The organism is Bacteroides sp. NSJ-48, from assembly GCF_014287405.1.
Lineage (GTDB): Bacteria > Bacteroidota > Bacteroidia > Bacteroidales > Bacteroidaceae > Bacteroides > Bacteroides stercoris.
In genome coordinates this window covers 17,302-36,992 of record NZ_JACOOD010000015.1, presented here as the reverse complement: position 1 = coordinate 36,992, position 19,691 = coordinate 17,302, and the positions used below count along the sequence as shown (strand labels likewise).

Here is a 19,691-nt window from a genome sequence, read left to right as displayed (position 1 = left end):
GTAATATTCAGCAATTTTCAGTTTCTATTTCTATTTTTCCATCCGGCCCTGTACCCTGCCACTATCCATACAGCAACAACGAACGGTGCAGTGAGGGTTGTTATTCCCCACTTCATACCGCCTATCTGGAGTAAGACAGACAGCAATACAGCCACTGTGGCCCACGCGCCGCCTTTCCATGTTTTATCTCCCAAAGCAATGGCACACAACACTCCGTTATATCCCATCAATCCGGCATTCAAAACAGCATCATCCACTCCCAACAGCAGAGCGAACGGAATGGGAAGCCCCGCTCCCAATACAGCATAAAAGCCATTGATACGGGAATTAACCATAATACCCAGCAGGAAGAGCACTCCTGCCAATACTGTATTCCCCTGAAACATCACCTGACCGATATTCAGACAAAAAGCCTGCAAAAAAGAGAGTGACTGGGCTGTCACTGCATTCCCGGAAGGCAACAGCAAAGACGGCATCATCCCTCTGCAAGCAGCCAACAATATCCACACCGAAAGAATGAAAGGAGCGGTAAATCCCGGCACCCGCCGCTGCAAACTGAAAAGACGGGCTATCCAAGCGGATAAGCACGCACCTGCAACCAACAATGATAAAGAAGCTACGGAAACCGGCATAAATACTCCGATTGCTATTCCCACCAAAGTACCGTTAAACCCGTAAAGTCCGTTCCTTATATCTTCGCGACTGTAACCGGAAAGACAAGCCGTTAGTGTACTTACAACATTACCCGCAATCGCCATCAAGGCCATTTGCCAGGAATTCAGAAGGATACCTGCCAGCATCAATGACCCCGACAACGCATTGTTCTGAAACATCACCTGGCCTACACCACGCCCTAAAATAAGAAATGCTTCTTTCATATACTCTTTCAAAAGCTATTTATACAATATAATCCGCTGCAAAAGTACATATGTTTTGTTTTTTCAGATAAAACAAACAATGATTATTAACGAACTTCCGTCCAACAAATGTCCAACAAATATGCGGCAAACCACATTTATAGCAACATCGGACAAGTCCCCTATCCCTTTTCCCCTTATTTTTGCATCGTGAACAAGCCGATAGAATATATGGAAACCAAGAAGACAACCCGGGAAGAGTATCAGAAGTGTGTGAATGCAGTGGTGGATTACATCAATCTCCACCTCGGAGAAGAAATCGACCTGAAATCGCTGGCCAAGATTTCCCATTTCTCTCCATTCTACTTCCACCGCATCATGAAAGCTTTTTTGGGCGAACCCGTAGGTACGTTTATCGTCCGGACACGTACCGAAACGGCAGCACGGTTATTGCGCTACACCGATTTGCCGATAGCCGACATTGCTTATCGCATCGGTTATTCGTCTTCCTCATCATTGTCTAAAGTGTTCAAGCAATTCTACGGCATTTCACCTTTAGAATATCGTAACAATAAAAACTTTGTAATTATGAAACCAGCTATTATCCGTCCTGAACTCAAACTGAAACGGGAAATCAAAGAACTCCCGGCCCGAAACCTGATTTATATCCGATTGTTCGGAGACTATAAACTAAATGATTATTGCGGCACATGGATGCGTCTTCAACAATTCGTCCAAGAGGAAAAGTTGCCAATAGGAGAAGTGATGCCTTATTGTATTTATCATGACGACCCTAAAGTGACTCCGGTAGAGAAACTGCGTACCGATGTATGTATGGTTATGCCTACCGCCGTAACCCCGAAAGGTAATATCGGCTTCAAGCAACTTCCGGCAGGACGCTATGCCATATTCCTGTATAAGGGTTCATACGAACACCTGCAAAGTGTATACGACACAATCTATGGAAAATACATCCCTGAAATGGAATGTACATTCAGAGAGGAAGCCAGCGCCGAACGATACCTGAATAATCCGGCTGATACTGCACCGGATGAGTTACTGACAGAAATCTATATTCCGATAGAATAAATTAAAATATGTAAGGTATGGGTTCGTCATTCTTCATTATGTCCGGAATGAGAAACCATACCTTATGAAACAGACAAACACCCCTACTTCACCTGCTTATAGTCCGCAATGAATCCTTCCGTCATCCACTTTGCCAGAGCCTGGCGGTTGGAACTGATAACGAAACGGCGCTGGTCGAACGTATTCTGGATATTGCCCAGTTCAACGAAGACTGAAACCGGAGCGGCTTGCAGCAACACGTAGAGGTTACGCGAACTGACAGTCCCTTCAAATCCGCGATTGGGCTGATGTTTGTCATATTTCGATTCGAAAGTTTCTTTCATGGTAACCGCCAGTTTCTTTCCCGACACGCTTTTCGGAGCATGGTAAAAGAATACGTCCGTCTGCGCACTCCTGCTGCGGCTGTCCACATGCAAGAATATAGCCCGGCAATACTTATACTTCCTACGGTCTTTCCGGTAGAGTTCATTGATTTTGGTGCAACGCTGTTGCAGGCGGGCTACCTGATTCAGCGGAATGGCATCGCCCATGCACGTTTCCCGCTTACTGTTGGAAAGGTAGCGGCTGTCTCGGATTCCGTCTTTGGCATCCTGAATGATGATATGCACTTCCGCCCCTTCCTGCATCAGGTTACGGGCAAGGCGCAAGGCAACATCATAGGCATATTCATCCTCGTGCAATTCCACCTTTCCTATTTTTCCGATAGCTCCGGGATCGGGACCGCCATGCCCGCTGACCACATAGAAGCAAGCACCCTGCAAGCGGTTGGACGTCACTGTCACATCGGCCAGCTTCTTCCCGAACAGTCGTTCGCGAACCACTCTCTTTTTACCGGCAACAGCTTTGGGCGAAACGGAGGCAGAAGTCCCTTTCTTCAAGGGCGGCAACACATATTTCACTCCCAATCGCAGTTCTTCTTTTCCACGCAGACGTTTTTCGTTCAGCTTCATAAACTCATTATAGTAGGCTTTTCCCGGACGTTTGTTCCGTTCCAGAAAAGACGAAATACCCTCGCCCGATTTGGGTGTGGCATATTCTCCCTGAGCAGAGACATCCAAAAGAAGAAAAGTACAGAAGAGAACAGCAAGCAAGCAAAATATACGTTTCATATTCCCGTTATTCGTCATTTATTTCGTATCGGCAGCAGATTTTCAACTGCTAAATTATAGCATTTTACCATTCGCGCGCACAAAATTATATTTTTTTCCCTACTTTTGCGACAACTTACGTGTTTTAAAGAAAAGAAACTCTAAATACAGATAGCATTATGGCAAAGCAATTCAAGCCGGAGACACTGTGCGTACAGGCAGGGTGGACTCCTAAAAAGGGAGAACCCCGCGTACTCCCCATTTATCAAAGTACAACTTTCAAATACGATACCAGCGAGCAAATGGCGCGTCTGTTCGACCTCGAAGACAGCGGTTACTTCTATACCCGTCTGCAAAATCCTACGAACGATGCCGTTGCCGCCAAGATAGCCGCCCTCGAAGGCGGTGTAGCCGCTATGCTGACATCGAGCGGACAAGCAGCGAATTTCTATGCCATCTTCAACATCTGCCAGGCAGGCGACCACTTCGTATGCTCATCCACTATCTATGGCGGAACGTTCAACCTGTTTGGCGTGACAATGAAAAAGCTGGGTGTCGATGTAACGTTTGTCAACCCCGATGCGCCCGAAGAGGAAATCTCTGCCGCTTTCCGTCCGAACACCAAAGCCCTGTTCGGCGAAACAATCTCCAACCCTACGCTGGAAGTTCTCGACATCGAAAAGTTTGCCCGTATCGCCCACAAGCACGGCGTACCTTTGATTGTAGACAATACTTTCCCCACTCCTATCAACTGCCGCCCGTTTGAATGGGGAGCCGATATAGTAGTCCACTCCACTACCAAATATATGGACGGACACGCCACCAGCGTAGGCGGAGCAGTTGTAGACAGCGGCAATTTCGACTGGGAAGCACATGCCGACAAATTCCCCGGTCTCTGCACACCGGACGAATCGTATCACGGACTGACTTATACAAAAGCTTTCGGCAAACTGGCTTACATCACTAAAGCAACGGCGCAACTGATGCGCGACCTCGGCAGCATCCAGTCTCCGCAGAATGCGTTCTTGCTGAATCTCGGTCTGGAAACTCTGCACCTGCGCATGCCGCAACACTGCGGCAATGCCCAAAAAGTAGCCGAATACCTTTCCAGGAATGAAAAAGTGGCATGGGTGAACTATTGCGGCCTGCCCGACAACCAGTATTACGCATTGGCACAAAAGTACATGCCCAACGGTTCCTGCGGTGTTATCTCTTTCGGACTGAAAGGCGGCCGCGAGGTGTCCATCAAGTTTATGGACTCGTTGAAGCTGGCAGCTATCGTAACTCACGTTGCCGATGCACGTACCTGCGTGCTCCATCCCGCCAGCCATACGCACCGTCAGCTCTCTGACGAGCAACTGTTGGAAGCCGGTATCCGCCCCGACCTCATCCGTTTCTCGGTGGGTATTGAAAATGCGGACGACATCATCGCAGATATAGAACAGGCGCTGAACGCGTAAGCATCATCTGTTCAAATGAAACGCATCATCTGCCGAGGGCTGTTCAATCATACATTCAGCCTCAACGGATGATGCGTTTCCTTAATTATTCCGTTTTCAATGTTATCGGCAGGCTTTCCTTACCCTGACAGAAGGTCTTTGCCTTCACTACCGGAGCATGGCACGGCACGGGTGCTTCCCACAAAGCAGATTGGGTATCCGGTTCCGAACCATCCGTTGTGTAACGTATTTCAGCACCTCGAATGGCAACGTTGGCATAAAGTTTACCGTCCTTCACCAACAATCCCGGATGAGGCAGGCGGAAATTGATACCGTTCCTTGCCCAATAAGGCATTTCCATATCGCTGATTTTTTCATAATACAACGCCAATGCTTTGTTGAAGGCTTGCTGTTCCTGTGCACCCCGCAGTTCTTCCCATGCCGGATAAGCATTCCAGCCACGCTCTGCCAGTCCCATGATTTTCGGGAAAAGAAGGTATTCCACACCGTTAAAGCTACGGATTGTTTCGGCAAACAACTGGCCTTGCACACCCAGGATATTCTTTCGTCCCTCTACCGTCAGAACAGTTTTTCCCTTTTCCGCTGCATCCAAATCGACGGGATTGCCTGCACCGTCCGCACGCAACGAACGATAGATGCTGAAAGGAAGCATGGAGAAAGAGACTGACTCATCCACATAACCGCCCCAATCGAGCCCGCTCTCGTCGGGATGCCCGTTGTACGCCATATCCATATAGAAATTGCCCACATTACAGAGAATCACCGGGTAGCTGTTATTGGCAATCTGATACACCACCTCATCGTATCCCGGAACCGTATTCCAGCAGTACACGCCTGCCGCCTGAGTCCGCAATTGCCGGTGCGCCTCTTCGGTATGTCCCAAAGCGACTTCCTGCCAACCGCTGAATTTCAGTCCGTTCCTTTGCATGATGTCCGCCATGCGCGTAATGAAATGCTCTGCCAAGTCATGCGGTTTCGTCATTCCTTTCTCTTTCATCAACGCCCGACATTTTGGAGAACCCAGCCATACGCCACGCGCCACTTCATCACCGCCAAGATGCACCGTAGCCAGCGGTACACCGGCTTCCCTGTACATAACCGCAAGTTCCTGAATCACTTTCTCCATAAAGCGATAAGTAGAGGGCATGGCTACATTTATCACATTGTCCGTATAATACTGCACGGATGCATAGCGGGAAGTATCTTCCGGCTCACTCAGCAGATATTCGGCTGCCTTTTCCACATCCGTGTCCTTATACTTATTATAACGCGCTTTCATGGAGACGATAGCCGCACGGGCATGTCCGGGAGACTCTATTTCCGGTATAACGCGAATATGTCTTTCGGCAGCATAGCGCAACAGACCGATAAAGTCCTCACGGGAGTAATATCCGTTGCCTACGGTTGCGGCATCCGGGTCGTAACCGCCGTCATAGCACGGATAGAGGCAACGGCTCTCGTCGGTGGTATGTCCGCGGCGGCTGCCTACAGCGGTCAGTTCTTCCAGTCCCGGAATTTCCAGACGCCATGCCTCATCATCCGAAAAATGGAAATGAAGCACATTCATTTTGTAAGAAGCGAAAATGTCCACCAGCTTTTTCAGATTGTCTACGGTAGTGAAGTTGCGGGCAATGTCTATCATCTGCCCGCGATACAGAAGGTCGGGATAATCTTCCACAGACATAGCATCCAGCCGGTACGGCGCTTTTTTACCTTTCAGCATCGCCAGCAAGGTTTGCGTACCGTTGAAAACTCCGTGCGGAGTGGCGGCGCTAATCTTTATCCGGTCACTGTCTATAACCAAATCATAGTATTCATCGTTCACAGCTTTCGCCTTGTCGGCCAAGGTTTCCAAAGCAATCGTAACGGGAGCTTTATCCACTACTTCCAAGCCGTACAGAGCGGATAACTTCTCTTTCAGCAACCTTGCCTCAACGGCATACGCGTCCGGATAAGCCAAAGCCACCTTGCCATCCAGCACAACAGCGCCTTCGGCAGGCGTCGCTTTCTTTACCGACGGCAATATATCCCATGGTTGCAAAGCCGATACGTTCTCCAAACGAAGATTCGATTCGTATATTTTAGTTGCATCCGGATAGCCGGGCAGTGACTCCGGCGAGGGCAACGCAAGCGTATTCAGCCTTACGGGAAGCGGACTGCTTTCCTTACCGTCTGCCGTAGCCACCCAATACGTGCCTTCGGGCGCGTGCGAATTCCGGTCTATCTTATAAGAACACAGAAAAGTAATACGCATGGAATCACCGGGAGCCAACGGAGTAAAACTTTCCGTCGGATACATCTTAAAGAAGTTTCCGTTCACCGACTCCACCCTGACTACAGGATTCCCTACCTGCTTCACATTGCGGGGAAGTTGCGAATAATAGATTGTCCAATTTCGGGGAAGAGGAGCGCCGGAGATGTTTTTAAGAACAAAGGAATTCTCGTAATATCCGGGTTCCACATTACTTGTACCCATTTCCCAGGTCAGAGAAACCGGAGCTTCGGGTTTGTCACTCGTTCCGCATCCTGCCAGCAACGGCGCGGTGCAAAACAATAATCCTGCAAGAGGAAGTTTAAAAATCTTCATAAAACAACTGTGTTAAGTTAATAATTGGGGGTAATACTTAAATCTATTGCCAAAAATAAGCATTTTTAGTTTATTTACTGATAATTCTAATAGAAATTATCCGATACAGGCTACAAATTAGAACTTTTATCTCTAAATTTGCGACCAAATCATAACAAATTTAACTAATCTACCATGGCTAAGATAACCAAAGAAGCTGCCTTGCTCTATCACTCGCAAGGCAAACCGGGAAAAATTGAAGTAGTGCCCACCAAGCCCTACAGTACACAAACCGACCTTTCACTCGCTTATTCTCCGGGTGTTGCAGAACCGTGCCTCGAAATCGAGAAGAACCCGCAGGACGCATATAAATATACAGCCAAAGGCAATCTGGTAGCTGTAATCTCCAACGGAACCGCCGTTCTCGGTCTGGGCGACATAGGTGCGCTCAGCGGAAAGCCCGTTATGGAAGGAAAAGGGCTGTTGTTCAAAATCTATGCCGGCATCGATGTATTCGATATCGAAGTGAACGAGAAAGACCCCGACAAGTTTATCGAAGCAGTCAAGGCGATTGCTCCCACTTTCGGCGGTATCAACCTGGAAGACATCAAGGCTCCCGAATGTTTTGAAATAGAACGCCGGCTGAAAGAGGAACTTGATATTCCGGTGATGCACGACGACCAGCATGGTACGGCCATCATCTCCAGCGCCGGACTGCTGAACGCACTGGAAGTGGCAGGCAAGAAGATTGAAAACGTAAGAATCGTAGTGAACGGCGCAGGCGCTTCCGCCACCTCATGCACCAAACTGTACGAATCGCTCGGCGCACGCCGCGAGAACATCCTGATGCTGGACAGCAAAGGCGTCATCACCAGCGACCGCGAGAACCTGACCGAACAAAAGCGTTACTTTGCAACCGACCGCCGCGACGTGCACACCCTTGCCGAAGCCATCAAAGGCGCCGACGTATTCCTCGGCCTGTCCAAAGGCAATGTATTGACGCAGGATATGGTACGCAGCATGGCCGACCACCCCATTGTATTCGCCCTTGCCAATCCTACTCCGGAAATATCCTACGAGGATGCCATGGCAGCGCGTCCGGACGTACTGATGTCTACCGGCCGTTCCGACTATCCGAACCAGATTAACAACGTTATCGGCTTCCCCTATATCTTCCGCGGTGCACTCGATACGCAAGCAAAAGCCATCAACGAAGAGATGAAGATTGCTGCCGTACACGCTATCGCCAATCTTGCCAAACAACCCGTACCCGACGTGGTGAACGAAGCCTACCATGTGAACAACTTCACTTTCGGTCCCGAATACTTCATCCCGAAACCAGTAGACCCGCGCCTCATCACCGAAGTGTCCTGCGCCGTGGCAAAAGCTGCCATGGACAGCGGTGTGGCCCGCAAGCACATTGCAGACTGGGATGCCTACCGCCTGCAACTGCGCGAGCTGATGGGCTATGAAAGCAAGCTCACCCGCCAGCTCTACGACACCGCCCGCCGCAACCCGCAACGTGTGGTATTTGCCGAAGGCATTCACCCCAATATGCTGAAAGCTGCCGTTGAAGCCAAGGCCGAAGGTATCTGCCATCCCATCATATTGGGCAATGACGAAGCTATCGAGAAGCTGGCAAAAGAACTCGACCTCAGCCTCGAAGGCATTGAAATCGTAAACCTGCGCCATCCCAACGAATCGGAACGCCGCGAACGTTACGCACGTATCCTTTCCGAAAAGCGCGCCCGCGAAGGCGTCACCTACGAAGAGGCCAACGACAAGATGTTCGAGCGCAACTACTTCGGCATGATGATGGTGGAAACCGGTGAGGCCGACGCTTTCATCACCGGATTGTACACCAAGTACAGCAACACCATCAAGGTGGCCAAAGAAGTAATCGGCATCCGTCCGGAATTCAAGCACTTCGGCACAATGCACATCCTCAACTCCAAGAAAGGCACGTACTTCCTTGCCGATACGCTTATCAACCGCCATCCCAATGCGGAAACGCTGATAGACATCGCCAAACTGTCGGAGTATACCGTACGCTTCTTCAACCATACTCCCGTTATGGCCATGCTGAGCTACTCCAACTTCGGTACGGACAAGGAAGGAAGTCCGGTAAGCGTGCACGAAGCCGTGGATTACATGCAGCGCAACTATCCCGACCTTGCCATCGACGGCGAAATGCAGGTGAACTTTGCCATGAACCGCGAACTGCGCGATGCCAAGTATCCGTTTACCCGCCTGAAAGGAAAGGATGTGAATACGCTTATCTTCCCGAACCTGAGTTCCGCCAACTCCGCATACAAACTGTTGCAGTCGATGGATATGGACTCCGAACTCATCGGCCCGATACAGATGGGACTGAACAAGCCTATCCATTTTACCGATTTTGAAAGCTCCGTGCGCGATATAGTAAACATTACCGCAGTAGCCGTTATCGACGCCATTGTGGACAAAAAGAAAGCAGGCAAATGAAAAGGCAATTTTCCAGATTTCAAATCGTTTGCATCACGCTTCTTTGGGCAGCGCTTTGCTACATAGTACTGACAACCGCCGAACGGATTGACGGACCAATTATCCTGACACTTGCCATTTCAGCAGCATTGGTATTCATTCCTGTAATAAAAGCGCTCAAAAGGAAATAAATAATATCTTTTTATTCATTTTTACGGGATAAAACAATATTTTTGTTGTTTTATCCCGTATTTTATTTATAAATTGTTTGCTTGTATCATTTTTATGTTTACTTTTGCAACCGCAACAAGAGGTAAGGCGCTACCGTATCACCGCCTTACAATATAAATATGCAAACCCAATAAAAGAAATAGATTATGAATGCAGCTAAGGTATTAGAAGATTTGAAAAGACGGTTCCCCAATGAACCGGAGTATCATCAGGCAGTAGAAGAAGTGCTTTCTACCATTGAAGAAGAGTACAACAAACATCCGGAGTTCGACAAAGCCAATCTGATTGAGCGTCTTTGCATCCCCGATCGCGTTTACCAGTTCCGTGTTACTTGGGTGGATGACAAGGGTAACGTACAAACCAACATGGGTTACCGTGTACAGCACAACAACGCCATCGGTCCGTACAAAGGCGGTATCCGTTTCCACGCTTCCGTGAACCTCTCCATTCTGAAATTCCTTGCTTTCGAACAGACTTTCAAAAACTCGCTGACTACCCTGCCTATGGGTGGCGGTAAAGGCGGTTCGGACTTCTCTCCGCGCGGCAAGTCAAATGCAGAGGTGATGCGTTTCGTTCAGGCTTTCATGCTGGAGCTGTGGCGCCACATCGGTCCCGAGACCGACGTTCCTGCCGGTGACATCGGTGTAGGCGGCCGCGAAGTAGGTTTCATGTTCGGCATGTACAAGAAACTGGCTCACGAGTTTACCGGAACTTTCACAGGAAAAGGCCGCGAATTCGGCGGTTCGCTGATTCGTCCGGAAGCCACGGGTTACGGCAACATCTACTTCTTGCTGGAAATGCTGAAAACCAGAGGTACAGACCTCAAGGGCAAGACCTGCCTGATTTCCGGTTCGGGCAACGTGGCTCAGTACACTGCCGAGAAAGTACTGGAGATGGGTGGCAAAGTCCTGACAATGTCCGATTCCGACGGTTACATATACGACCCCGCAGGTATCGACCGTGAAAAGCTGGATTACATCATGGAACTCAAGAACCTCTACCGTGGACGCATCCGCGAATATGCAGAGCAATATCCGGGCGTTAAGTATGTGGAAGGTGCACGTCCCTGGGGCGAAAAAGCAGATATCGCTCTGCCTTCTGCCACTCAGAATGAAATCAACGGTGACGATGCCAAGAAACTTATCGCCAACGGTGTAATGGCGGTATCCGAAGGTGCAAACATGCCTTCTACTCCCGAAGCTATCAAAGTGTTCCAGGAAGCCAAGATTCTGTATGCTCCGGGCAAGGCAGCCAATGCCGGCGGTGTATCGGTATCGGGCCTCGAAATGACCCAGAACTCCATTAAACTGGGCTGGAGCGCCGAAGAAGTGGACGAAAAGCTGAAAAGCATCATGAAGAACATCCACGAGGCTTGCGTGCAGTACGGAACGGAAGCCGACGGTTACGTAAATTACGTAAAGGGCGCCAACGTTGCCGGATTTATGAAAGTAGCCAAGGCAATGATGTCGCAAGGTATCCTGTAAGCAGGATGATTGTTACGGTATAATAAGAGGAAAGCATGTAAGATTTATCCGAATTTTGACATGCTTTCCTCTTTTTTTATCTGATAATATTGTTTACATTTACTTCCGTTTTCCAAAAACCAAAAAGTAAATGATATGAAACGATTACTTCTCCTTCTATTCAGTTGCGTCCTGTTTCTCCAACCTTACTGCCAGGCGCAGCCTCTCACATCCGAAGAAAGTCCTGTAACATTAAGTACCGCTACCGGCGACATCAAAGGCAGACTTCTCCTGCCTGCCAATGCCACAACCTGCCCCGTAGTGCTGCTTATCGCCGGTTCCGGCCCTACCGACATGGACGGCAACAATCCCATGATGAAAAACAATTCGCTGAAATTCCTTGCCGAGGGACTGGCACAGAAAGGCATCGCCTCGCTCCGTTTCGACAAACGCGGCATAGCCGGCAGCGCCGCAGCAGGCAAAGAAGAGTCCAAACTCCGCTTCGAGGATTATGTAAACGATGTGACGGGCTGGATAGACTTTCTTGCCAAAGACAAACGCTTCACCGGCATCACAGTGGCCGGACATAGCGAAGGCTCGCTCATCGGCATGCTTGCCTGCCAGAGCCGCCCCAAAGTAAAGAGTTTCATTTCCATTGCCGGCGCAGGCAGTCCGGCATACGAAATCATAGAAAAGCAAGTGGCTGCCCAAATGATGCCGGAGTCCATACGGAAAGAAGTGGCGGACATCAACCGCTCGTTAAGAAACGGAAAAGAGGTGGCGCAAGTCCCTGCCTATCTGCAAGCCCTGTTCCGGCCTTCTGTACAGCCCTACCTCATCTCCTGGTATAAATATAATCCGCAGACCGTCATCGCTTCCCTGAAAATGCCCGTGCTGATTCTTCAAGGCAAAAACGATATTCAGGTAAAGGAAGAGGATGCAATGCTGCTGAAAAAAGCATCTCCCAAGGCAGAACTCGTCTTGATAGACAAAATGAACCATGTGCTGAAAGATTGTGAGAGCACCGCACCGCAGCAACAAATGGCAGTGTACAATAATCCTTCACTGCCCGTCAATGCCGCGTTGATGAATGCAACCGTACGGTTCGTCAATAACAACAAATAAAAACCAATAACAGATATGACAACAAAAGAAATTCCCGTACTGCTCCTCACCGGTTATCTGGGCAGCGGTAAAACGACGTTAGTAAACCATATTCTCGCCAATAAACAAGGCATCAGATTCGCAGTTATCGTCAATGACATAGGCGAGGTAAACATTGACGCGGACCTCATTCAAAAGGGCGGCATCGTGGGCAAGAAAGACGAAAGCCTCGTTGCGCTTCAAAACGGCTGCATCTGCTGCACGCTGAAAACGGACCTGATAGAGCAAATAGGCGAAATCATGCGGATGGAGCGTTTCGACTATATCGTTATCGAAGCCAGCGGCATCTGCGAACCCGAACCTATCGCACAGACCATCTGCTCCATTCCCCGCCTGGGCGGCATGTACACCCAATACGGCATCTGCCGCCTGGACTGCATCACCACCGTAGTGGACGCCCTGCGCCTGCAAGACGAGTTCGCCTGCGGCAACGACCTCACCCGGAAAGGGATTGACGAGGAAGACATTGAAAATCTTATCATCCAGCAGATTGAATTCTGTAATATCGTTCTTCTGAACAAGGCAGCGGAAGTAAAACCCGAAGAGCTGGAACGCATCAAGCAGATTATACGTACCCTGCAACCCGCAGCCGAAATCATCGAATGCAATTACGCGGATGTCGATTTAAAGAAGATTATCCATACAGACCTGTTCGACTTCGAACGCGTGGCTACCTCGGCAGGATGGATTCGCGGGATAGAGAAACCAGCCACCGAAGAGGAAGAAAAAGAAGCGCACGGACATCATCACCACGAAGAAGGGCATGAGCATCATCATGAAGAGCACGGACACCATCATCATCACCATCACGAAGGGGGTGAAGTGGAAGAATACGGCATCGGTACTTTCGTTTACTACCGCCGTCCGGCATTCGACATTCACAAATTCGACCATTTCATCGCCACCAGATGGAGCCGCAACATCATCCGTGCCAAAGGCGTATGCTATTTCAGCCACAACCGCGACATGTCCTACCTTTTTGAACAGGCAGGCACTCAGAAACAACTGACCGAAGCCGGACTGTGGTATGCCACAGCCCCCGAAGAAGACCTGATTGAACTGATGCGCCAAGAACCCGGACTGATGCGCGACTGGGACGAAAAATACGGAGACCGCATGCAAAAGATAGTCTTCATCGGCCAGCACATGGACAAAGAGCAGATTATACGCGACCTCGACGCATGCCTTGAGTAAGCCCATTTCCGTTTCCACCGGAGGAGACGGATGTTTCCCTTAAGGAAACGCCCGTTCCCCTTTAAGGAAACCCGAATTTCCCTGCAGGGAAACTGAAGTTTCTACCATAGGAAACTGACGTTTCCCCCTAAGGAAACCGGAGTTCCCGCCGTGGGGAAACTACATTGCGTTGCATTTCAACCGGTTATCCCTACCAGTCATACCGTTCTACATACTCGTCAAAGTAGTCATCAAGCCGCAGACCGAGAGCTTCTGCCTGGCTGATAATGTATTGCTGGGCAGCAGGATTGATAAGGTACTCTCCTTTACGGGCAAGGTAATAGTTCTTACGCCCGAAGTAGGAAATAAGCCGCAAGCGGAATGTGCCCGCCACCCGAACCGTGAGCAACTCTGCCACCCGGGTGAAGCCGCGGGCATAACGCACCGGCGTATTCGGACGGTAATATTCACACTTTCCTTTCATCGACTCCAGCTTCCGGGAAGTAAGCGTAGGCAGGAACGGATATTGCAGGGAAGCATTCTGCAAGGCTATATAGCGCAGGCAGGTAAAGCGTTTCGTACAACAGGCAGAGGCACATACACCGAAGTTGTGGGGCGCCTGTAAATTTTCCAAGTCATTCATTTATTTTACAGATTAGTTTGTCTCAACGCTTCATAGACAGCCGGATGCAGGAAATAACGCACGTCCCTGCCCTCTTCCATCGCCTGGCGGATAAAGGTAGAACTTATTTCGAATGTGGGCGAAGAGGCCAGTTTTACATTTTGAGGTAAAGTATTCCCGTCCACCTCATAACCGGGACGGGGGTAAATAAGAATAAAGTTTTCCGCAAGAATACGCTCCGACTGATACCACCGGGAGAAAAGCTTCCAGTTGTCGGAACCTATAATAAGGTGGAAAGTGTCTTGCGGATAAGTCTGTTTCAATTTATCAAGCGTATGCACGGTATAAGACGGACGCGGCAGATGAAACTCGAAATCGGAAGCCCGGAACTTGGGATAGCCTCCAATGGCAAGCTGCACCAGCTTCAGACGGAATTCATCGCTCATCAGAGAGGCTTCTTCTTTCAGCGGATTATGCGGAGTCACCATGAACCACACCTCGTCCAACCCTTCGTATTCACAAAGATAGTTGGCAAGCGCCAGATGTCCGATATGTACCGGATTGAACGAACCGCTGAAAATGCCTATATCCACTTGATAAATTGAAAATTAAGAATTAAAACATACTAAAGTATGGTATCAAAGTTTTTCTCTCAAACGTTTCCAACAGCCGTAAATATTACCACCGCTTACAATCACGACCATAAACATCGCTACAGCCGAAGTGTACTCTTTCAGGTCGATGCTCAGTATCGCCAAGACAATAGCCCCCAACAACAGAACGATATTCAGGACTAAGAGGAACTTATTGGCTCTCGGCGATAAACGCCCGGCTTTCGTCCGCTTCATCGGTTCAGGAATTGGGTTATCACTTTCAATGTCTCCGCTTTAGCCGTTTCCAAATCATCGTTTACAATGACCGTATCGAATTTCGGTGCAAAGCCAAGCTCGTATTCGGCCTTTGCCACACGGCTCTCGATAACTTCGGGAGCATCCGTGCCGCGGCCTATCAAGCGTTTGCGCAATTCCTCCACCGAAGGCGGCTGGATGAAAACGGACAAAGCACGCTCGCCGTAGAACTTCTTGATATTGCAACCGCCCACTACGTCTACATCGAATACAACATTCTGTCCGGCAGCCAATTGCTTTTCCACCTGTGCTTTCAGTGTTCCGTAGAAGCGGTCCTGATACACTTCCTCGTATTCCAGGAACTCATCGTTGGCTATGCGACTCCGGAACTCATCGGGAGTGAGAAAGAAATACTCCACCCCGTTCTGCTCCGTGCCGCGCGGCGGACGGCTGGTTGCCGAAATAGAGAAAGCCAGATTCAGGTTCTGCGTCAACAGATAGTTGATAATTGTGGACTTGCCCGACCCGGAGGGGGCGGAAAATATAATCAGTTTACCCATCTGTGGTATTTACTATTTAACGGTTTACTATTTAATCCTCTAATTGGTTTGCTTTAACTTCATGTTGAAGCAAACTTATCATAAATTTATGCAACGTCCGGAACCGGTTCCTTACATCACGTTCAGGACCTGTTCCTTGATTTGCTCCAGCTCGTCCTTCATCTGCACTACAATCTTCTGCATTTCGGCATGATTGGACTTGCTGCCCAGCGTATTGATTTCGCGGCCCATTTCCTGTGCGATGAAGCCCAGCTTCTTACCTTGTCCGCTACCGCTTTCGAGCGTGCTGATAAAGTATTTCAGGTGATTGGAAAGACGTTGCTTTTCTTCGTTGATATCGAGTTTCTCGATGTAATAGATAAGTTCCTGTTCCAGGCGGTTCTTGTCGTAATCCACACTCAATGTCTTTTCAAGCGCATCGGTGATACGGTCCTTTACCTTGCCTACCCGTTCCTGCTCGTAGGGAGCCACCGATTCGAGCAACCGTGCTATATTCTCTATCTTCTCACGGAATTTCTTTTCGAGCGCTGCGCCCTCCTGCTTGCGGAAGTCTATCAGATGATTGATAGCCTCTTCCACTGCCGCATGCACCACTGCCCATTCCTCATCGCTCAGTTCCTGAGTCTCATTCTTCGTCATTACATCCGGCATACGGAGCAGCGTGGCAAACCAGTCGGCAGGTTCGGGAATACCGGCAGCCGCAGAAATTTCCTTAATCCGTTTGTAATAGGCCTCCACCAATTCCTGATTGATAGGAGTGGCCAGTTGTTCCGCATCTTTCTTCTCAATCCAAAGGCTGAAATCGACCTTGCCCCGTTCCAGCATTTTGGATATTTCGTTACGGATTTCCATTTCCTTTTCCCTGTAAAGCGGAGCGATACGGGCAGATAAATCCATCGCTTTGCTGTTAAGCGACTTAATTTCAATATTGATTTTCTTATCGGACAGTTCGGCTGTTGCTTTGCCGTAGCCCGTCATAGATTGTATCATAATGTATAGTTTTATGCGACAAAGATAGCTATTCTCACTGATTATTTATTGCATTCACTGAGAATAATTTGAGCAATAGACAAATATCGCATGCACAACTTAGTATGCAATATTCACTAATTTTCTGAACAGATGCAAGCAAGCAGCCGGCAATTTAATCAATGAATCAGGAATGCAACGACAAACCATTCGGCAAACAACTTGTGTAATCGAAACAAATCACGTAAATTTGCCACAATAAAAATCAGAATAGAAGTTATGTCATGTATCTTGCATATTGAAACATCCACTTCGGCCTGCTCCGTAGCCGTGAGCGAGGACGGACAGAACGTTTTCAAAAAAGAAGACCTGAACGGGCCTTCACACGCCGTATCGCTGGGCGTATTCGTAGACGAAGCCCTGTCATTTGCCGACAGCCACGCCATGCCGCTGGATGCCGTTGCCGTAAGTTGCGGTCCCGGTTCGTACACAGGGCTACGCATCGGCGTGTCTATGGCAAAAGGTGTATGTTACGGGCGCAACCTGCCCCTCATCGGGCTTCCCACCCTGAAAGTGCAATGCGTTCCGGTACTGCTCTATCACGATGAACTGCCGGAAGACGCCCTGTTGTGCCCCATGATTGATGCCCGCCGCATGGAAGTGTACGCCGCCGTTTACGACCGCGCACTGAAACCGGTACGCGACATTGCGGCAGACATTGTGGACGAAAATTCCTATCAGGAGTTTCTGGACAAGCAGCCCGTGTATTTCTTCGGCGACGGTGCAGCCAAGTGCAAGGAAAAGATTGTGCATCCCAACGCTCATTTCATCGATGGCATCCGTCCGCTGGCAAGCATGATGTTCCCGCTGGCAGAAAAAGCTATAGCCGAAAAAGATTTTAAAGACGTTGCCTACTTCGAACCGTTCTACTTGAAAGAATTCGTAGCAAGCCAACCGAAAAAACTTTTATAGCGATTTGTGGTTAGCGGTTAGTGATTAGCGATTAGCGGGCTGCGCAATTGGACCGTATAGCATTAACCACTAATCACTAACCGCTAATCACTAACCACTAATAACCAACCGCTAATTCTAAAGGATATGCAATATAATACTCAACAAAAGCGGATGCCCTTGCCCGAATACGGGCGCAGCATCCAGAATATGGTAGACCATGCACTGACAATCGAAGACCGCTCCGAGCGCCAGCGTTGTGCAAATACCATTATCAACATCATGGGAAACATGTTTCCCCACCTTCGCGACATACCCGATTTCAAGCACAAGCTGTGGGATCATCTTGCCATCATGGCGGACTTCAAGCTGGACATCGACTATCCATACGAAGTTATCCGCAAAGACAACCTGATAACCAAACCGGAAACCGTTCCTTATCCCAGCACCAAAATACGTTACCGCCACTACGGCCGTACCCTGGAAGTGCTGATTAAGAAAGCCATCGACTTTCCCGAAGGTGACGAGAAGCAGAACCTCGTTGCACTGATATGCAACCACATGAAGAAAGACTATATGTCCTGGAATAAAGATACTGTCGACGACCGCAAAATAGCGGACGACCTCGCAGAACTGTCCGGCGGCAAACTGCAGATGACCGACAGCCTTCTCCGCCTTATGGCCGAACGGATCGAACAGAATTATCGTCCGAAGATGAATAACCAGAACAACAGAAACAACAACAGAAATAATAAAAGAAAATACTAAAATAGCGGTTAGTGATTAGCGATTAACGGTTAATATCATAGGACATCACCACACTACCCTAATCACTAACCGTTAATCGCTAATCACTAACTACTAACCACTATTTCATGGCTTCATTTGTAATAGAAGGCGGACACAGCCTTTCCGGAGACATTTATCCTCAAGGAGCGAAGAACGAGGTGCTGCAGATTATCTGCGCCACCCTGCTCACTGCCGAAGAGGTGACGGTGCACAACATACCGGACATCCTGGATGTGAACAACCTGATTCAGTTGATGCGGGATATGGGAGTGAACGTATCGAAAAAAGGCATCGATACATATAGCTTTCAAGCAGCCAATGTTGATTTTGCCTATCTGGAGAGCGATGAATTCCTGAAAAGGTGCTCCAGCCTGCGCGGTTCGGTCATGCTCGTAGGACCGATGGTGGCACGCTTTGGCAAGGCTATGATTTCCAAACCGGGCGGAGACAAGATAGGCCGCCGCCGTTTGGACACCCATTTCATCGGCATACGGAATTTAGGTGCCGAATTCGTTTACAATGAAAGACGGGAAGTTTACGAAATATCCGCCCGGCAGTTGCAAGGCAGCTATATGTTGCTGGACGAAGCATCTGTAACGGGCACTGCCAATATCGTAATGGCAGCAGTATTGGCCAAAGGTAAAACAACCATTTACAATGCCGCCTGCGAGCCTTACATACAACAGCTATGCCGGATGCTGAACCGCATGGGTGCAAAGATAGAAGGTATCGCTTCCAATCTGCTCACCATTGAGGGAGTGGACGAACTGCACGGAACAGAGCATACCGTTCTTCCGGACATGATTGAAGTGGGAAGCTTCATCGGCATGGCAGCCATGACGAAAAGCGAGCTGACCATCAAGAACGTTTCGCACGAAAACTTAGGTATCATCCCCGACAGTTTCCGGCGTTTGGGCATCAAAATGGAACAACGGGGCGATGATATTTATGTGCCTGCCCAGGATACTTATCAGATAGAATCCTTCATTGACGGTTCTATCATGACAATAGCCGATGCGCCCTGGCCCGGACTGACGCCGGACTTGTTGAGCGTACTGCTGGTAGTTGCCACACAGGCGAAAGGCAGCGTGCTGATTCATCAGAAGATGTTTGAAAGCCGCCTCTTCTTCGTGGACAAACTGATAGACATGGGAGCGCAAATCATTCTGTGCGACCCGCACCGCGCCGTAGTAATCGGACATAACCACGGTTTCAAACTGCGTGGCGGCAATATGACGTCCCCGGATATCCGTGCCGGCATTGCTCTGCTGATAGCCGCCATGAGCGCCGACGGCATCAGCCGTATTCATAACATCGAGCAGATAGACCGGGGGTATCAGAATATAGAAGGACGGCTGAATGCGATCGGAGCAAGAATAACGAGAATATAAGGAAGTG

The 19,691-nt window shown here is 49.1% G+C and carries 18 protein-coding genes; 10 read left to right on the top strand and 8 right to left on the bottom strand.

The window, feature by feature from the left end; all coding sequences use genetic code 11:
- Positions 1–17: 17 nt before the first annotated feature.
- Positions 18–878 carry an urea transporter gene (locus H8S52_RS09065; RefSeq protein ID WP_186909670.1) on the bottom strand — a complete coding sequence of 287 codons (861 nt, stop codon included), beginning with the start codon at positions 876–878 and terminating at the stop codon, positions 18–20.
- Positions 879–1,088: 210 nt separating this feature from the next.
- Between H8S52_RS09065 and H8S52_RS09060 the strand changes: the two genes are divergently transcribed.
- Positions 1,089–1,946 (top strand): GyrI-like domain-containing protein, encoded by an 858-nt coding sequence (locus H8S52_RS09060; RefSeq protein ID WP_034535976.1) that lies wholly within the window; start codon positions 1,089–1,091, stop codon positions 1,944–1,946.
- A gap of 83 nt (positions 1,947–2,029) precedes the next feature.
- Here the strand turns inward: H8S52_RS09060 and H8S52_RS09055 are convergent, their stop codons facing one another.
- The gene (locus tag H8S52_RS09055) at positions 2,030–3,073 is read right to left on the bottom strand and encodes an N-acetylmuramoyl-L-alanine amidase (protein WP_034535946.1); all 1,044 of its coding nucleotides are present in this window, start codon (positions 3,071–3,073) and stop codon (positions 2,030–2,032) included.
- 140 nt (positions 3,074–3,213) lie between these two features.
- On the opposite strand from H8S52_RS09055, the gene H8S52_RS09050 reads away from it, so the two are divergent.
- Positions 3,214–4,494, top strand: coding sequence for an O-acetylhomoserine aminocarboxypropyltransferase/cysteine synthase family protein (locus H8S52_RS09050; protein WP_186909669.1), 1,281 nt, complete (start codon positions 3,214–3,216; stop codon positions 4,492–4,494).
- Positions 4,495–4,579: 85 nt separating this feature from the next.
- Here H8S52_RS09050 and H8S52_RS09045 read toward each other — a convergent pair whose 3' ends face one another.
- Entirely contained in the window at positions 4,580–7,081 is a 2,502-nt protein-coding gene (locus tag H8S52_RS09045) for a family 20 glycosylhydrolase (RefSeq protein ID WP_186909668.1), read from the bottom strand.
- 174 nt (positions 7,082–7,255) lie between these two features.
- Here H8S52_RS09045 and H8S52_RS09040 point away from each other — a divergent pair, with 174 nt between their 5' ends.
- The 5 genes from H8S52_RS09040 to H8S52_RS09020 all read left to right on the top strand — a co-directional run bounded on the left by H8S52_RS09040 (position 7,256) and on the right by H8S52_RS09020 (position 13,575).
- Positions 7,256–9,544: an NADP-dependent malic enzyme gene (locus H8S52_RS09040; protein ID WP_005657033.1), complete on the top strand. Its 2,289-nt coding sequence runs from the start codon at positions 7,256–7,258 to the stop codon at positions 9,542–9,544.
- A complete protein-coding gene (locus H8S52_RS09035; RefSeq protein ID WP_117901737.1) occupies positions 9,541–9,714 on the top strand; it encodes a hypothetical protein in 174 nt (57 codons plus the stop codon). The genes H8S52_RS09040 and H8S52_RS09035 overlap by 4 nt, the downstream gene beginning before the upstream one ends.
- Positions 9,715–9,900: 186 nt before the next feature.
- Positions 9,901–11,238, top strand: coding sequence for an NADP-specific glutamate dehydrogenase (locus tag H8S52_RS09030; RefSeq protein WP_005657039.1), 1,338 nt, complete (start codon positions 9,901–9,903; stop codon positions 11,236–11,238).
- 135 nt (positions 11,239–11,373) lie between these two features.
- A complete protein-coding gene (locus H8S52_RS09025) occupies positions 11,374–12,342 on the top strand; it encodes an alpha/beta hydrolase (RefSeq protein ID WP_186909667.1) in 969 nt (322 codons plus the stop codon).
- Positions 12,343–12,357: 15 nt separating this feature from the next.
- The gene (locus tag H8S52_RS09020; RefSeq protein WP_186909666.1) at positions 12,358–13,575 is read left to right on the top strand and encodes a GTP-binding protein; all 1,218 of its coding nucleotides are present in this window, start codon (positions 12,358–12,360) and stop codon (positions 13,573–13,575) included.
- A gap of 190 nt (positions 13,576–13,765) precedes the next feature.
- Here H8S52_RS09020 and H8S52_RS09015 read toward each other — a convergent pair whose 3' ends face one another.
- From H8S52_RS09015 to H8S52_RS08995, 5 genes are all read right to left on the bottom strand, one after another.
- On the bottom strand, positions 13,766–14,197 hold the full coding sequence (locus H8S52_RS09015) for a DUF6078 family protein (protein WP_186909665.1): 432 nt from the start codon (positions 14,195–14,197) through the stop codon (positions 13,766–13,768).
- A 5-nt stretch (positions 14,198–14,202) separates the two neighbouring features.
- On the bottom strand, positions 14,203–14,769 hold the full coding sequence (nadD, locus tag H8S52_RS09010; RefSeq protein ID WP_016661746.1) for a nicotinate (nicotinamide) nucleotide adenylyltransferase: 567 nt from the start codon (positions 14,767–14,769) through the stop codon (positions 14,203–14,205).
- Positions 14,770–14,814: 45 nt separating this feature from the next.
- Positions 14,815–15,024 (bottom strand): hypothetical protein, encoded by a 210-nt coding sequence (locus tag H8S52_RS09005; protein WP_117859022.1) that lies wholly within the window; start codon positions 15,022–15,024, stop codon positions 14,815–14,817.
- Positions 15,021–15,584 (bottom strand): guanylate kinase, encoded by a 564-nt coding sequence (gene gmk / locus H8S52_RS09000; protein ID WP_117955607.1) that lies wholly within the window; start codon positions 15,582–15,584, stop codon positions 15,021–15,023. Before gmk ends, H8S52_RS09005 begins: the two co-directional genes overlap by 4 nt.
- Positions 15,585–15,695: 111 nt before the next feature.
- Positions 15,696–16,574 (bottom strand): YicC/YloC family endoribonuclease, encoded by an 879-nt coding sequence (locus H8S52_RS08995; protein ID WP_005657052.1) that lies wholly within the window; start codon positions 16,572–16,574, stop codon positions 15,696–15,698.
- Positions 16,575–16,832: 258 nt separating this feature from the next.
- Here H8S52_RS08995 and tsaB point away from each other — a divergent pair, with 258 nt between their 5' ends.
- The 3 genes from tsaB to murA all read left to right on the top strand — a co-directional run bounded on the left by tsaB (position 16,833) and on the right by murA (position 19,684).
- The gene (gene tsaB / locus H8S52_RS08990; RefSeq protein ID WP_016661749.1) at positions 16,833–17,525 is read left to right on the top strand and encodes a tRNA (adenosine(37)-N6)-threonylcarbamoyltransferase complex dimerization subunit type 1 TsaB; all 693 of its coding nucleotides are present in this window, start codon (positions 16,833–16,835) and stop codon (positions 17,523–17,525) included.
- A gap of 126 nt (positions 17,526–17,651) precedes the next feature.
- Positions 17,652–18,272, top strand: a complete 621-nt coding sequence (locus H8S52_RS08985) for a DUF4290 domain-containing protein (RefSeq protein ID WP_022104080.1) — start codon at positions 17,652–17,654, stop codon at positions 18,270–18,272.
- A 107-nt stretch (positions 18,273–18,379) separates the two neighbouring features.
- Positions 18,380–19,684 carry a UDP-N-acetylglucosamine 1-carboxyvinyltransferase gene (murA, locus tag H8S52_RS08980; RefSeq protein ID WP_005657059.1) on the top strand — a complete coding sequence of 435 codons (1,305 nt, stop codon included), beginning with the start codon at positions 18,380–18,382 and terminating at the stop codon, positions 19,682–19,684.
- Positions 19,685–19,691 lie beyond the last annotated feature (7 nt).